The organism is Denitratisoma sp. DHT3 (genome assembly GCF_007833355.1).
GTDB lineage: Bacteria > Pseudomonadota > Gammaproteobacteria > Burkholderiales > Rhodocyclaceae > Denitratisoma.
In genome coordinates this window covers 527685-542897 of the sequence record NZ_CP020914.1, presented here as the reverse complement: position 1 = coordinate 542897, position 15213 = coordinate 527685, and the positions used below count along the sequence as shown (strand labels likewise).

Sequence of the window (15213 nt, the reverse complement as noted above, 5' to 3'; positions counted from 1 at the left end):
CGCTAGCGCGCGCTCGGCAGGCCGATGCTGCCGGCCAGGTCGTGGGTGATCGGCTCGAAGACGGCCGCCTTGAACAACAGCACCCGGAAGGCGAAAAAGCCCACCAGCATCGCCAGCGTTGCCAGGATCACCATCGGATACGAGCCGGCACCCAGGGCCATCAGGACGACGGGTGCGGCCAGGCCGAGCAGCAGCACCAGATTGCGGAACGGCGACGAATACTCGCCCTGCAGCAGCATTTCCGCCGAGAAGGCCCCGCCCTTGGATTTGCGCCGCGCCGACAGCAGGATGCCGAACACCACCAGGGTGTCGAGGATCAGCATCAGCACCGCCAGATTGACCAGGCCCGCGAGCCGCCGGGGTTCGAGCGCGCCCCAGCCCACCACCAGCGTCAGCAGCGCGCCGGCGGTCAGGGCGTAGCAGAAGCTCGACACCGGCAGCAGCGGGCTGGCCCACAGGGTGAGCGACTCGGAATGGGACATCGCCAGGCCCTGGTAGCACATCACCACCAGCGCGCCCGCCACCGCCAGATAGCCCACCAGGTCGATCACGCCCTGCGACAGGCCGAGGGCGGCGCCCAGCCCCGTTGCGCGGTCGATCACGTGCAGCACGCCGAAGCCCACCAGCACGGCGACGGCGAAGGCGCCGCGGCTGATCCAGGAGCGGTCGGGACGCAGGATGGCGCGCCAGGACTTCTGCGGCACGCCCATGTGGGCGAGATGGAAGTAGGGTTTGAGGGTCGCGGTGAGGGCCAGGCCGAGCGCCATTCCCAGCACGTAGTTGCAGAAATAGGAAACCAGGAACAGACCGGTGCCGACTTCCGCGGAGAAGAAGGCGATGGCCATCGAGGTGTCCCAGTAGCGCTGGAAGCGGTACCCCAGTTTGAAGGAGTTGCCGACCAGACGATTGTTGCCGGTATTCGTCATCGTAGTATCCACCTAGGCAGTTGAGCGCCCCCGAAAACGCCTCTCGGCATTTTCACCCTCCCGAGGGAGGGGCAAGAAAGCTTGGGGCGGCTCTTCATTTTCTTGAGAGCGCCGCAGCGCTCAGTCCACGTCTCAGTCCACGTAATAGACCTTGGGCTTGGTGCCCTTTTCCGGCAGCGGCTGGCGGCCGTCGCGGTCCCGGATCAGCTTGCTGGGCGCGCTGTTGGGATCGTCGAGGTCGCCGAAGATGCGGGCGTTGGTCGGGCAGGTGGACACGCAGGCCGGGTCGAGTCCGGCGTCCACCCGCTGGCTGCAGAAGTCGCACTTGACCGAGGTACCTGGTGTGAACCGCTCGTAGCCCTGCTTCTCGAAAGGCGTCAGCTCGCCGGTGCCGAACAGGCCCTTCTCGAACATGTCCTTGTCGAGCATGGTGCGCATGTCGTAGGGGCAGGCCACCGCGCAGCTGCTGCAACCGATGCACTTGTCCCGGTCCACCATGACGATGCCGTCCTCGCGGGTGAAGGTCGCGCCGCTGGGGCAGACCTTCTCGCACGGAGCATCCTCACACTGATTGCAGATGGTGGGGATGTAGGTGCGCCGGGTGTTGGGGTAGGTGCCGTGCTCGTAGCTCAGGGTGCGGGTGAAGAACACGCCGTCCGGCAAGGAGTTCTCCTGCTTGCAGGCCACCACGCAGGCGTTGCAGCCGATGCAGGCCTTGAGGTCGAAGACCATTCCCATCTTGGCCATCAGTGTTGCCCTCCCTTGCCCTTGGCGTTGTTGATGGAATCCACGAAGTCATAAACCGTGGAACCCCGCTTGAGGAAGTCGGGCCAGTCGTCGAGTTTCGTGATCTTCACGCGGCAGCTGGTCTCGGGCTGGCCGGTGGCACCGTCTGTATTGCGCATGTCGTAAGGCAGTAGATCGTTGTAGTGGCCCCCGGCCATCAGCACCGAACGGTTCTCGTTCTTGGTGCGGGACAGGGCGTTGGAAACCCCCAGGGTCTCGTGGTGCATCGCCTCGGTGGTCTTCAGCCGGCCGTAGAGGCGGCCGTAGGGCGACTCCACGAGGACGATGTCGCCGTCGGCGAAGCCCAGCTTGTCGGCCGTGCCGCGATTGAGCAGGAGGCCGGTGTGGACCGGGTCGCGGTAGGTGATGTCCTTGATCCAGGGGTTGGACAGGCTCTCGCCGAAGTTGAGCTGGATGTCCTTGAAGGTGATGGCGTAGAGGTTGTACTCCGCCGGCTCCAGGTGGATCGGGTCCAGCACCGTGGTCGGCAGCGGCTGGTAGTCGTCGAAGGGCCATTCGTGGCGGAACGGCACCTGCGCCTCCTCGAACTGCTGGCGCAGGTTCTCCCGCTGCAAGGGCAGGTCCTCGATGTAGAACAGCAGGCGCATGCCGTCCCAGGGCCGGTACCACTTGTCCAGCCGGCGCTCGGTGGAGGAATGGCCGTGCTCCATGTACCACTCGATCGGCTTGTCGTTCCAGAGCAGGCCGAGACGCTCGGCGATGTCGCGGTCGGTGTACTTCCTGCCCGGCTCCAGCTTCAGGTGCGGCTTCTGGTTGAAGCCCAGGATCATGTTGATCACTTCGTTGTACTGGTCCAGCACGCCCAGCCGCTCGGACAGTTCGAAGAAGATGTCCTCCTCGCTCTTGGTGTCGTAGAGCGGCGCCACCACCGGCTGGCGGAAGCAGATGCCCTCGGTGTAGGGCGGCTCGATCATCACGGAGTTGAAGGACTCCAGATAGTCGTGGGAAGGCAGGATGATGTCGGCGAAGTCGGTCATCTCCGTGGGAATGATGTCCACGCAGACGATGAAGCGCATCTCCTTGAGGAACTGCAGCCACTTGTCGCGCGGCCCCTGGATCGCCCAGACCGGGTTGGAATGGCAATTCACCAGCACGTCGGGCTTGTAGGTGGAGCCGTACTTCTCCGGCTCCAGATAGGAAAGCATGTTGAGGTGCGGGCCGTTCACGCCGACGGGGAAGAAGCCCGCCAGGTGGTACTCGTTGGGCGGCCAGGAGAAGGGCGGCATGTGGCCCAGCTGGTGGGGCGTGCCCAGCATCTGGCCGCACTCGCCGGGCTGGCAGTGGTTGTTGTCCACGCAGCCGTCGGTGATGGTGACGCCGCAGCGGCCGCCCGGGTGGTCGATATTGCCGATCAGCATGTTGGTGAGCTGGAAGGCGTGGTTGGTCATCATCCCGGTCTTGCGGCCCTGGGCGCCCCGGTAGTAGTTGTAGGCCGCGGGCCGGTAGGGCACGGTACGGCCGTCCGCCAGGGTCATGGTCTCGCCGATGCGCGCCTCGCGGGCGAACTCCCGGGCGATGCGGCGCACCGTCTCGGGCGGCACCGTGGTGACCTTCTCCATCGCCTCGGGCGAGGCTTCCTTGAGGATGTCCTTGTAGACCTGGAAGGCGGGGCGGCACTTCACGCCGTTCACCACGTACTCGCCCTCCAGCGCCAGATTCTGGTTCTTCAGGGTCGGATCGTTCCAGAGCTTGGCGCAGTCGTCCGCCGTATCCCAGACATAGATCTGGCGGTTCTCGTCGCGCACGAAGAACTGGTCCGGCCCCACCAGATAGGACGCGTTGGTGTCCTTGCGCAGGAATTCGTAGTCGCACAGCCCCTCGTTGACCAGGACGTGGCTCATGCTCATGGCGAAATGGCGGTCGCTGGCGGGGCGGATCGGCACCCACTCCTCGGCCTTGGCCGCGGCGATGGACATCCGCGGCTCCACCGCAACCACCTTCATCCCCCGCTCGATGCGGGCCTTGGCCACCCAATGGGACTGGGCCGCGGCGTGGAGGTGGGAAGAGAAGCCGTCCCCGGCGCCGTTGCTGATCCAGTAGTTGCAGTACTTGGCGTCATTCACCGCGCCGAAGGCGGAATGGATGTAGCCGTTCAACGGATGGTAGGCGCCGCCGCACATGGTGCCGCCGGACTGGTAGAAGTTGTGATTGCCGATCGCCAGGGGCCAGAACCAGATGTGCATCTTCTGGAAGTCCTCCAGCGACGGCAGGATGCGGCGGGGGTCGACGTCCAGCGACTTCTTGATCTCGCGGGCCGTGATGTCCAGCGCTTCCTCCCAGCTGATCGGCTCCCACTTGGGATCGACGCCCGGCCCCTTCTCCGGATTGGTGCGGCGCATCGGCTGCTGGAAGCGCTGCGGATCGTAATGGCGCATGATGCCCGCGTTGCCCTTCGGGCAGAGCTTGCCGGCATTGGACGGATTGGTGGGGTTTCCCTCGATCTTGTTGATGACACCGTCGTCGGTGACATGAACCCGGGTGGAACAGGAGTGCAGGCACATCTTGCACGTCGAGTTGAACCACTTCCCCGGCTTCAGGGAATTCTGCTGGATGTCTCTACTATTCACTTGCTTGACCTCCGTTGGGGAAGGAACGTGACTGCTTCTGGATTTCTCCGCTCGCGACAGGCCGGAGTTTCTGGGTACTGGGTTACAACGGGCTTACTGCATCCGAAAAATCGCATCAGGGTTTGAACTTCGGCGCGAAACTGAGCACCGGATCGTAGGTGCCAGCCTTGAACATCAGCACGCGAAAGGCGTAGTAGCCGGTCAACTCGCAGCCGGCGACCAGGATCATGGTGGCCAGGTCCTTGGCGGCGAAGGCGAGCATCGTCCCCGAGACGACGAACCCGAGCACCAGCACCACCGGCAGGAAATAGCCCGAAAACGCGCCGCGCAGCAGCAGCTCCACCGACTTGCGGCCGCCGCCGGAGCCGTATTTCGCGCTGTGCACCAGGCTCAGCACCATCACGAAGCCGTAGAGCACCAGACCGACGGCGGCCATGCGCAGCATCGGCAGCGCCTCCGGATGGCTGGTGGCGAGCGCGTCGTGGCCGATCACCAGAGTCAGCATCACGCCGTTGAGCAGGGCATAGGTGAGGCTCGCCAGGGGCATCAGCCCGCTGCTCCAGAGGGTGATCGACGAGGAATGGGACATCGCGAACCCCTGGTACACCATGATCACCAGACAGCCCGCGACCGCCACGCCCGCCGCCAGCGCCGACAGCGGCCGGGGCAGCAGCCCGGTCTGCAGGTCCAGCAGATGCAGGGCGCCGAAGGCGGCGAACAGCGTGATCGCCCAGAGGCCGCGGCTAATCCAGGAACTGCCGACCCGGGTGAAGGCGCGCCAGCCGCGCGACGGCTTGCCCAGATGCAGCAGATGGCCGCCGCCCTTGCCGAAAATCACCATCAACAGGCCCAGCAGCATCCCCGCCGCCAGGTCGTAGAACTGGGAGACGAAATACAGACCCGCGCCGGCCTCGCCGAAGAAAAAGGCCGTCGCCATCGACATTCCCCACGACTTCTGCATCCGATAGCCGACGCGGAATTCGCTGCCGACCACATCGAGACTCTTAGCCAACATGTCATTCCCTCCTTGTCCACCGCTTGCGCGACCCCAGGGCCGCGACGGGGGAAATCAATCGATGTAGAACACCTTCGGGTCCGTGTTCTTCTCCGGCAGCGGCTGGCGGCCATGGCGTTCGTGGATCAGGCGCCGCACCTTGCTGTCCGGATCGTCCAGATCGCCGAAGATGCGCGCCTCGGTCGGGCAGGTCGCCACGCAGGCCGGCTCCAGGCCGGCGTCGACGCGCTCGTGGCAGAAGGTGCACTTGACCGCCGTGCCCGCCGTCCAGCGCGAGTAGCCCTGCTCCTCGAACGGCGTCAGCCGGCCGTTGCCGAACAGGCCGGCCTCCAGCATCTCCGGCTCCAGGCGGGTGCGCTGGTCGTAGGGACAGGCGACGATGCAGGAACCGCAGCCGATGCACTTCTCCTTGTCCACCAGGACGATGCCGTCGGCCCGGGTATAGGTGGCGCCGGTCGGGCAGACCCGCTGGCAGGGCGCGTCCTCGCAGTGGTTGCAGATCGTCGGGATGTACATCCGCGTCGTCTTGGGAAACTCGCCGATCTCCTCGGACAGCGTCTTGGTGAAGAACACGCCGCCGGGCAGGCTGTTCTCCTGCTTGCAGGCGACCGTACACGCATTGCAGCCGATGCAGCGCCGCAAGTCGAAAACCATGCCCCACTTGGCCATCAGTGCATCCTCCCGTTCTGTCCGCCATACACGGAGTTGCCGGCCGCCAGTTCGGGCGGCAGTTCCGTGAGCTTGACCAGCCTGACCCGCGCCACCGTCTCCGGCTGGCCGCTGCAGGCGTCGGTGTTCTCCAGGTTGGCGGGCAGCAGGTCGTTGAAGCTGCCGCCGCCCACCCGCACGCCGCTGTGCTGGATCGCCATCCGGGTCAGGGCGTTGGACACGCACACCGTTTCCGGATGAACGCCCTGGGACGTGGCGAGCCGCGCGACGATGCTGCCGTAGGGCGACTCGATGCGCACCACGTCGCCGCTTTGCAGCCCCTTCGCGGCGGCGGCGGCGGCGTTGATCAGCACCGAGGTATGCACCGGGTCGTTGTAGGTGATGTCCTTGATCCAGGGATTGCTGGTGCTCTCGCCGAAATTGATCTGGATGTCCTTGAAGGTGATCGCGTACATGTCGTACTCGGGCGGTTCCATCAGCACCGGGTCGGGACGGGCGTCCGGCAAGGGCTGGTAGTCGCCCCACGCCCACTCGCTGCGGATCGGCACCCGCGCCTCCTCCATCTTCTGCCGCAGGTCGTCGCGCGCCCGCAGGATGTCCTCGATGTAGAAGTGCAGCCGCATGCCTTCCCAGGGCCGGTACCACTTCTCCGGCCGGCGCGGCGTCACCGCGTGGCCGTGCTCGACGTACCAGTCCAGGTCCTTGCCGTTCCAGAGCTTGCCCTTGCGCTCGGCGATCTCGCGGTCGGTGTAGGTGCGGTTGGTTTCCAGCATCAACTCCGGCTTCATCACGAAGCCGGTGACGTAGTTGAGGATCGTGTTCCAGCCCTCCAGGATGCCGATGCGCTTGGAAAGCTCGTAGAAGATCTCCTCCTCACTGCGCGTGTCGTAGAGCGGCGGCGTGGCCGGCTGGCGCAGGCACATGCCCTCGTGGTGGGGCGGCTCGATCATGGTCATGTTCCAGGTTTCGAGCAGATCGTGGGCCGGCAGGATGATGTCCGCCCACTCGTTGCTTTCGTTGGGCAGGATGTCGATGGCGACGATGAAGCGCATCTCGCGCATGATCCGCTGCCATTCCTTGCGGCTGCCGCTGATGTTCCACATCGGGTTGGCATGGCACAGCAGCATCGTGTCCGGGCGATAGTCGAGGTTGTACTTCTCCGGGTGCAGCAGGGTTTCCTGCGCGAGGTGGCCGGGATCGACGCCGATCGGGAAATAGCCCATCAGGTGCACTTCGTTGGGCGGAAAGGAGAACGGCACTTCCGGGTGCAACTGGTGCGGGTTGGCGTGCATCATGCCGCTCTCGCCCGGCTTGATCTCGCCGCAGCCGCCGCGGATGTCCTCCATCTGGTCGTCGAGAGTGGCGCCGCAGTGCCCCCCCGGCGTGTCGATGGCGCCGACCAGGAAATTCACCAGCTTGAACGCCTGGTTGGCCATCGCGCTGTACTTGTGGCCCTGGGCGCCGCGATAGTAGTTGTAGGCGGCCGGGCGCAGCGGCAGGATGCGGTCGCCGATCTCGATGAAGGAGCCGATCTGGGCCGCCTTGGCGAATTCGCGGGCGATGCGGCGAATCGTCTCCGCCGGCACCGTGGTGACCGCCGACATCTGCTCCGGCGTGCATTCGGCGAGGATGTCCTTGAAGCGCTGGAAGGCCGGGCGGCAGGCGACGCCATTCACCTCGTAGACGCCCTCCAGGGCGAAGTCCTTGAGCGAGGGATCGTTCCACAGCTTGGCGCAGCCGTCCTTGGCGTCCCAGACGTAGATCTCGCCGGCGCGGTCGCGCACGAAATAGCCGTCGGGTCCGACCAGATACGGAGCGTTGGTGTCCTTCTTGAGAAACTTGGCGTCGAAGAGGTTCTCATACACCAGCACGTGGCACAGGCCGAGGGCGAACTGGCGGTCGGTGGCCGGGCGGATCGGCACCCACTCGTTGGCCTTGGCGCCGCCGATGGACAGCCGCGGCTCGACGGTGACCACCCGCATGTTGCGCTCGATGCGCGCCTTGGCGACGTGGTTGGCCTGGGCGGCGGTGTGCAGATGGGACGAGAAGCCGTCGCCGCCGCCGTTGTTGATCCAGTAGTTGCAGTAATTGACGTCGTTGGCCGCGGCGAAGGCCGAATGCACGAAGCCGTTCATCGGATGGTAGCCGCCGCCGCAGAAGTTGCCCACCGAGGAGAAGAAGTTCGCCGAGCCGAACGCCGCCGGCCAGGCCCAGAGGAAGATCTTCTGGAAATTGTTGATCGCGGGCAGCAGCTTGCGCGGGTCCTCGTCGCGGGTCCGCTTCAGTTCACGGCCGACGATGTCGTAGGCCTCGTCCCAGCTGATCGGCTCCCATTTCGGATCGACGCCCGGACCCTTCTGCGGATTCGTGCGGCGCAGCGGCGTCTGGAAGCGGTTCGGATCGTAGTGGCGCAGGATCGCCGCATTGCCCTTGGGGCAGAGCCGGCCGTTGTTGCTCGGGCTGCTGGGCTCGCCCTCGATCTTGTTGATCACCCCTTCGTCGGTGATGTGCACCCGCGTATTGCAGGAGTGCAGGCACATCTTGCAGGTCGATTTGACCCACCGCCCCGGCTTCAGGGAATTCTGCTCAGGCTGTCGATTGCTCACTTCGTTGCTCCTCCTCCGGAACCGCAAACCGAGATGCGATTGAAACCAGGGCCGAACGTCGCCGCGCCGCGCGGAACTATTTGGCGGCAGCCTCTGCGGGCTGCTTCTTGAACATGGACTTCAGGTTGCCGAGCACGCCCTTGGCACCTTTATCGGCCTCGTCCGCCTCCGGGACGCCGTGGAGTTCGCCGGCACGCTTGGTCATCGCGGCGATGAACTGGTCGTTGATGCCGTCGGCGAACTTCTGCATCACGCCGCTGGCGAACTTTCCCAACTTGCCGACGATATTCACCTTCGAGGTATAGGTGATCTCGGTGTGCGCGCCATCCACATCGCGCAGGGCCAGGGTGCATTCGGCGCTGATCTTGCTGCCGCCCTCCTTGTCCGAGCCGCGCATGGCGTAGACGGCGTATTCCGGCGGCCGCTCCTCGGTGGTTTCCACCTGCACGTCGAAGCCGGCCTTGATCGGGCCGACCTTGATCCCGACCGAGCCCTTGTACTTGCCCACGCCCAGGATTTCGACCGTGTGGCAGCCGGGCAGGCACTTGCCCACCTCATGAGGGTCGTTCAGGAAAGTCCAGACCTCGGGCAAAGACCCGTCCAGGACAAAAGTGCGTTCTATGTACATCCGTTCTTCTCCTCGTCAGCCAAGCACTGCCGGAAACTATGCTCAACCGGCACGTCCCGCCATCCACGAACCACGCCGACTATCCGGCAACTACCGCGGTGAATTTCGCACCGCAACAACCAAGACCCCCGACCCATCAATAACGCCTGAACTGCTCTGAAAATCATCTGATATTGCAGCGCAACCAAATCGTCACAACCATCGGCTAGCGGATGAAACCAAGGCCCAGAGCGGGTTTACAGCCTGTTGCAACGGCACGATACAAACTGGACCGACGACCGTCTTGACTCTCGAAGCAGCGGCCGATGACCCTCAGCGCAGAGGCGGAACACGCCGCGCGGCGCGGCGCCCGACACTGCGCCGGGAGTCAAGCGCCCTGCCCAGCCGGGCAAGAGTTCCGCGAGCGATCGGATTAGGGTTGCGTTCCACCGGCCACGCACTTTCGCAACAGGGCCGGCCGGACCGGAGACCAGGACCGTGGAAGCTCATACCGAAACTGCTCGTCGGGCCCGCCCCTCCTCGCGGGCAACACTCCAACCCCAGCGCCCGCCCCGCAATGCGGCCGAGGTCTGGGCTCTGGTTCCACTGAAGGATCTGTCCCTGGGCAAGACCCGGCTCGCCGGCGTCCTCGACGCCAAGGCCCGGCGCGGACTGGCCCTGGCGATGGCCCGCGACGTGACCCGCGCGCTGACGCGGGCCGGCGGCGTGGCGCGGGTGGTCATGGTCAGCGACATTCCGGGCCTGCCCGGGCTGCTCGGCCTCGACGACGTGAGCTGTTTCGACACCGGCGGCGCACGCGGCCTCAACGAGGATCTGAGCCGCGCGGCGGAGTGGGCCCAGGCCCAGGGCGCCGGCCAGGTGCTGATCGTCCATGCCGACCTGCCCCATCTCACCGCGGCGGGGATCGACCGCTTCATCGCCGCCGCGACTTCGCCCCGCCGCCTGCGGGCGGCGGCCGACAAGGAAGGCAGCGGCACCAACCTGCTGCTGGCGCCGCTCCCCCTGCCCCTGCCCCTGGTGTTCGGCAGCCGGAGCCTGCCGCGCTTCCACCACGCCGCGATGGAGGCGGGCATCGGCCTGGAGGTGCGCCACGATCCGGCCCTGGCGGGTGACATCGACGAGGCCGAGGATCTGAACCGGCTGATGGCCACCTATCGCCGCGGCTACCTCGCCGGCAGGGCCACCGCCGCCTGGCTCGCCGCGACGCTCGAAGTCCGCGCCTGACATCGGCCGCCTCTGTACGGAAATCGTCAGCATGATGTGCTGCAATGTCGCTGCGGCGCAGCAGAAAAATCCCCGGCCGCGACAGCGCGCTGACAATCAAACCGGTGCGCTCTGGGGGGCAAGCCCGAATCGAATCTTCGCTCTATCGTGAGCCCATGCCGTGAAGCGGTCGCAACACCGATCTTCAGCGTCGGCGCGGGAAGGCGCGGGACGCTATGGCAAGATGGCATCAACAAATACTGAGGAATCGCTATGTATCCAGCGCCATTTCGATATCACCGACCGGCTTCCCTGAAGGAGGCCATCCTGATGCTCTCCGCCCTCGGCGAAACCGCCAAGCCCCTGGCGGGCGGCCAGACCCTGCTGCCGATCCTGAAGCTGCGCATGGACGAACCGACGGACCTGGTGGATATCGGTCGGCTGCCCGATCTGCGCTTCGCCCGCGAAGAGGATGGCTGGATCCGGATCGGCGCCCTCTCTCCCCACGGCTGGGTCGCCAAGTCCGCGATCGCCGCCGGGGTCCCCATCGTCCGCGACTGCGCCGGCGGCATCGCCGACGTCCAGGTGCGCAGCCGCGGCACCATCGGCGGCTCGGTCAGCGCCGCCGATCCCAACTGCGACTGGCCGGCGCTGCTGAACACCCTGGATGCGCAGGTGCTGTGCGCCGGCCCCGACGGCGAACGCGCGATTCCCATCGGCGACTTCATCACCGACGCCTACACCACCGCGCTGACGCCCGGCGAACTGGTCACCGAGATCCGCTTCATGGCGCCCCCGGCCGGCAGCGGCGGCGCCTACATCGCCTACAAGAAGGCGGCGGCGGCCTTCCCGGTCTGCTCCGTGGGCGTGCAGTTGACGCTCGACGCCGGCAACGTCTGCCGCGACGTCCGCATCGTGATGGGCGGCGCCGGACCGACGCCGCGCCGCGCCCGCGAGGCGGAAGCCGAACTGCGCGGCAAGACCCTGAGCAACCCGTTGTGGGAACGCGCCGCCGATGCTGCGATCGCCATCGCCGAACCGAACGCCGACGTGCGCGGCTCGACCGAATACAAGCGCAAGCTGCTGCGCGGGCTGCTGCTCCAGACCGCCGAAGTCGCCGTGCGGCGCTGCGCCAACACCAATATCGAGGGGAGTCACGTCTATGCGTAATCAGGACACACGGGTAACCATCGAAGTCACCGTGAATGGAGAGAAGCACCGCCGCCAGGTGGAGCCGCGCATGCTGCTGGTCGAATTCATCCGCGAGGAACTGGGCCTCACCGGCACCCACATCGGCTGCGACACCAGCTACTGCGGCGCCTGCACCGTGGAGTTGGACGGTGCGCCGGTCAAGTCATGCACCATGCTCGCGGTCCAGGCCGACGGCAGCGAGGTGCTGACCGTCGAAGGGCTGGAAAAGGACGGCGAGCTGCATCCGCTGCAGAAATCCTTCTCCGAGCACCACGGCCTCCAATGCGGCTACTGTACGCCGGGCATGCTGATGTCCTCGCACGCGCTGCTGGCGGAGAACCCCACCGCCGACCGCAAGGCGATCAAGAAGGCCATCGCCGGCAACGTCTGCCGCTGCACCGGCTACCAGAACATCATCAAGGCGGTCGAAGCCGTCGCCAACGACAACAAGGAGCATCGCTGATGGAAATGAAGTTCTCCGGCCAGTTCGAGGTCTCGCCCCGGCCCGCCGAGGTCTTCGAACTGCTTTCCGATCCGCAGAAATTCGCCCCCCTCCTGCCCACCTTCTCCAGCCTGGAGATGAAGGACGCCGACACCGCCATCGTCAAGGTGTCGGTGGGCATCGGCAAGATCCGCGGCACCGCGACCACCCAGCTGGCGCTGCAGAAGAAATCGGCTCCCAGCCACGCCACCTACGTCGGCAGCGGCCGCGTGATGGGCGGCGCCTACACCATGACCACCTCCTTCGCCCTGGAGCCCGCCGGCGGCGGCACCCGCGTCAACTGGCAGGGCGAGGTGCAACTGGTGGGCAAGATCCTCTCGCTCGCCGGCGGCGGCATGCGCGGCTACGCCGAGCAGCAGATCGGCACCGTGATCACCAGCCTGCAGCAGGCCATGTCGCCCGAGTATCAGCGGGAGGCCGCCGCCCGCAAGGCGGCCCAGGCCGAGCAGAAGTCGGGCTGGATGTCCGGCCTGATGCGCCGCCTGCGCAAGCAGGAAGAGACGGCGATGCCGGCCGAGGCCGCCGCCGAGACGGTGGACACCGAGGCGCTGATCGCCGGCTGGACCGGCCCGGCGCTGGAAACCGCGGACATCTCACCCAGCCTCGCCTCCCTCGCGGCGCCGCCGCGCTACAAGGATTTCGCCCAGATCGTCGAGCGCCACGGCGGCGACAAGTGGGTGCACGCATCGCTCTCGCGCAAGGAGGACAGCCGCCTGGTACGGGGCAAGGGCCTCTTCGTGGACGACTACAAGCAAAGCGGCATGCTGCACATGAGCCTGGTGCGCTCCCCCTACGGCCACGCCCGCGTGGTCCGCATCGACACCTCCCGGGCCGAGGCCCTGCCGGGCGTGGTGTGCACCCTCACCGGCAAGGAGATCGCCGCCGTGTGCACGCCCTTCATGCAGATCGGCCCCGGCGATGCGCAGAACATCAAGGACTACCCGATGGCCGTCGACAAGGCCATCTACCAGGGCGAGCCGGTGGTGGCGGTGGTGGCGGAGAACCCGCGCATCGCCATGGACGCGGCCCAGTTGGTGGACGTGGAATACGAGCCCCTGCCCGTCGTCACCGACTGGAAGACGGCCCTGGAGGACAAGTCCGTGCTGCATCCGGGCATGGGCACCAACCACCACTGGCACGGCGTCTACGAGTACGGCGAGGTGGAGAAGGCGTTCGTCGAGGCGGCCCACGTGGTCAAGATCGGCCAGATGGACTTCCATCGCTTCTCCAGCACCCCTCTGGAGACCAACGCGGTGGTGGCCACCTGGACGCCGACCGGCGGCGTGGACTTCTTCTGCAACAACTCCTTCCCCGCCATCGTGATCCAGATGATCGCGCCGGCACTGGGCCTGTCCATCGACCAGGTGCGCGCCAAGACTCAGGACGTGGGCGGCAGCTTCGGCAACAAGATCGGCAACTATCCCTACATGGCGCTGGCCGCCCTGGCCTCGAAGAAGAGCGGCGGCCGCGCGGTGAAGTGGGTGGAGACGCGCAGCGAGCACATGCAGGCCGGCGGCCACGGCAGCGAGCGAGTCTACCTCGACACCGAGGTGGCGCTGGACAAGGACGGCGTGATCACCGCCGTGCGCTCCAAGCACATCGACGACTGCGGCGCCTATCCGCGCTACGAGCCGCTGGGCTGCGTGATCTGGTCGCAGGTGCTGCCGGCCTGCTACAAGCTGCGCAACATCCGCATCGACTTCAACCAGGTGGTCACCAACAAGGGGCCCTCGGCGCCCAACCGCGGCTACTCGCGGCTCCAGCAGCTCTGGTTCATGGAGCGCGTGATCGACATCTGCGCCCACGAGCTGGGCATCCCGGCCGACCAGATGCGGCTCAACAACTACATCCGCGAGTTTCCCTACACCACGCCCAACGGCTGCGTCTACGACTCCGGCAACTACCCGCTGCTGCTGGAAAAGGCCAAGGCCCTGATCGGCTGGGACGACTGGCGGCGGAAGCAGGCCGAGGCCCGCGCCGAGGGACGCTGGATCGGCATCGGCATCGGCACCACACTGGATTCCGGCACCAACAACTTCGGCCAGGCGCGCATCGTCAATCCCTACCTGCCCTTCTCCGGCAACTCCGAGGTGGCGACGATCAAGCTGGACCTCGACGGCACCGTGGTGGTGATGCTCGGCTCGACCCCCTCGGGCCAGGGCCACGAGACCACGACCGCCCAGGTGGTGGCCGACGAACTGGGCATCCGCCCCGACCTGGTGGAAGTGCGCACCGGCTTCGACACCATCTTCAACAGCCACGGCGGCCATTCCGGCTCGTATGCCAGCCAGTTCGCCGTCACCGGCCTCTCGGCGGTCCATGGCGCCTGCCAGAAACTGAAGAAGGAGATGAAGAAGCTGGCCGCCTTCGCCCTCGAAGCCAACGAGGACGACCTGGAGTTCGGCATCGGCCAGCAGGGTCCGGAGCTGCGGGTCAAGGGCACCGACCGCAGCATCAACTACTGGGGCCTGTCGGCGATGGTGAACATCAACACCGCCAGCCAGCCGCCGGAGCTGGCCGACGTCACCCTCAACATCCGCCACGTCTATCGCCCGCCCTTCAAGATTCCCGACACCGAGAAGAAGATGGGCAACCTGACCCTGACCTACGCCTCGCAACTGCATATCGCGGTGGTCGAGGTGGACCGCCGCACCTACGTGCCGAAGATCCTGGCCTATGCGGCGGTGGACGACTGCGGCAACGTGATCAACCCGAAGATCGTCGCCGGCCAGGTCCATGGCGCCACCGCCCACGGCATCGGCGCCGCGTTGATGGAGAGCTACGTCTACGACAAGGAGGGCAACCTGCTCACCGGCTCGTTCACCGACTACACGCCAATCACCGTGATGAACATGCCCGACCTGGCCTACGACGATATCGAGACCCCGTCGCCGTTCAGCTACAACGGCGCGAAGGGCATGGGGGAAGGCGGCGGCGCGCCGCTGCACACCCTCTCGGCGGCGGTGCAGGACGCGCTGTTCGCCGAGGGCGTGGTCGTGCGCAATTCCTTCAACGCGCCCAACGACCTCTACGAACTGGTGAAGCGCGCCGACCGCGCCGCGTTCGTGCAGGTGGAGCGGCGTGTGGCATGAAACGGGG

Annotated in this window: 11 protein-coding genes; 4 read left to right on the top strand and 7 right to left on the bottom strand. The window is 66.1% G+C overall.

Annotated features, from left to right (window positions below):
* Positions 1 to 2: 2 nt before the first annotated feature.
* From B9N43_RS02410 to B9N43_RS02380, 7 genes are all read right to left on the bottom strand, one after another.
* Positions 3 to 926: a dimethyl sulfoxide reductase anchor subunit gene (locus B9N43_RS02410; RefSeq protein WP_145840743.1), complete on the bottom strand. Its 924-nt coding sequence runs from the start codon at positions 924 to 926 to the stop codon at positions 3 to 5.
* A 132-nt stretch (positions 927 to 1058) separates the two neighbouring features.
* Positions 1059 to 1673: a 4Fe-4S dicluster domain-containing protein gene (locus B9N43_RS02405; RefSeq protein ID WP_145840742.1), complete on the bottom strand. Its 615-nt coding sequence runs from the start codon at positions 1671 to 1673 to the stop codon at positions 1059 to 1061.
* Positions 1673 to 4300: a molybdopterin-dependent oxidoreductase gene (locus B9N43_RS02400; RefSeq protein ID WP_222428780.1), complete on the bottom strand. Its 2628-nt coding sequence runs from the start codon at positions 4298 to 4300 to the stop codon at positions 1673 to 1675. The genes B9N43_RS02405 and B9N43_RS02400 overlap by 1 nt, the downstream gene beginning before the upstream one ends.
* 115 nt (positions 4301 to 4415) lie before the next feature.
* Positions 4416 to 5315, bottom strand: coding sequence for a DmsC/YnfH family molybdoenzyme membrane anchor subunit (locus tag B9N43_RS02395; RefSeq protein WP_145840741.1), 900 nt, complete (start codon positions 5313 to 5315; stop codon positions 4416 to 4418).
* A 54-nt stretch (positions 5316 to 5369) separates the two neighbouring features.
* A complete protein-coding gene (locus tag B9N43_RS02390; protein WP_145840740.1) occupies positions 5370 to 5984 on the bottom strand; it encodes a 4Fe-4S dicluster domain-containing protein in 615 nt (204 codons plus the stop codon).
* Complete coding sequence (locus B9N43_RS02385; RefSeq protein ID WP_222428779.1) at positions 5984 to 8590, bottom strand: molybdopterin-dependent oxidoreductase; 2607 nt, start codon at positions 8588 to 8590, stop codon at positions 5984 to 5986. Before B9N43_RS02385 ends, B9N43_RS02390 begins: the two co-directional genes overlap by 1 nt.
* Positions 8591 to 8666: 76 nt before the next feature.
* Positions 8667 to 9218: a CoxG family protein gene (locus B9N43_RS02380; protein ID WP_145840739.1), complete on the bottom strand. Its 552-nt coding sequence runs from the start codon at positions 9216 to 9218 to the stop codon at positions 8667 to 8669.
* A gap of 477 nt (positions 9219 to 9695) precedes the next feature.
* Here B9N43_RS02380 and cofC point away from each other — a divergent pair, with 477 nt between their 5' ends.
* The 4 genes from cofC (at position 9696) to B9N43_RS02360 (ending at position 15206) form a co-directional block, all read left to right on the top strand.
* Positions 9696 to 10442 carry a 2-phospho-L-lactate guanylyltransferase gene (cofC, locus tag B9N43_RS02375; RefSeq protein WP_186453947.1) on the top strand — a complete coding sequence of 249 codons (747 nt, stop codon included), beginning with the start codon at positions 9696 to 9698 and terminating at the stop codon, positions 10440 to 10442.
* A 252-nt stretch (positions 10443 to 10694) separates the two neighbouring features.
* On the top strand, positions 10695 to 11591 hold the full coding sequence (locus B9N43_RS02370) for an FAD binding domain-containing protein (RefSeq protein ID WP_145840737.1): 897 nt from the start codon (positions 10695 to 10697) through the stop codon (positions 11589 to 11591).
* Positions 11584 to 12075 (top strand): (2Fe-2S)-binding protein, encoded by a 492-nt coding sequence (locus tag B9N43_RS02365; RefSeq protein WP_145840736.1) that lies wholly within the window; start codon positions 11584 to 11586, stop codon positions 12073 to 12075. The genes B9N43_RS02370 and B9N43_RS02365 overlap by 8 nt, the downstream gene beginning before the upstream one ends.
* Positions 12075 to 15206: a molybdopterin cofactor-binding domain-containing protein gene (locus B9N43_RS02360; protein ID WP_145840735.1), complete on the top strand. Its 3132-nt coding sequence runs from the start codon at positions 12075 to 12077 to the stop codon at positions 15204 to 15206. The genes B9N43_RS02365 and B9N43_RS02360 overlap by 1 nt, the downstream gene beginning before the upstream one ends.
* Positions 15207 to 15213: the final 7 nt, after the last annotated feature.

Coding starts and splice junctions, on each gene's coding strand:
- B9N43_RS02360 (WP_145840735.1), top strand. CDS start 12,075: ATGGAAATGAAGTTCTCCGGCCAGTTCGAGGTCTCGCCCCGGCCCGCC.
- B9N43_RS02370 (WP_145840737.1), top strand. CDS start 10,695: ATGTATCCAGCGCCATTTCGATATCACCGACCGGCTTCCCTGAAGGAG.
- B9N43_RS02390 (WP_145840740.1), bottom strand. CDS start 5,984: ATGGCCAAGTGGGGCATGGTTTTCGACTTGCGGCGCTGCATCGGCTGC.
- B9N43_RS02405 (WP_145840742.1), bottom strand. CDS start 1,673: ATGGCCAAGATGGGAATGGTCTTCGACCTCAAGGCCTGCATCGGCTGC.
- B9N43_RS02380 (WP_145840739.1), bottom strand. CDS start 9,218: ATGTACATAGAACGCACTTTTGTCCTGGACGGGTCTTTGCCCGAGGTC.
- B9N43_RS02395 (WP_145840741.1), bottom strand. CDS start 5,315: ATGTTGGCTAAGAGTCTCGATGTGGTCGGCAGCGAATTCCGCGTCGGC.
- B9N43_RS02410 (WP_145840743.1), bottom strand. CDS start 926: ATGACGAATACCGGCAACAATCGTCTGGTCGGCAACTCCTTCAAACTG.
- B9N43_RS02365 (WP_145840736.1), top strand. CDS start 11,584: ATGCGTAATCAGGACACACGGGTAACCATCGAAGTCACCGTGAATGGA.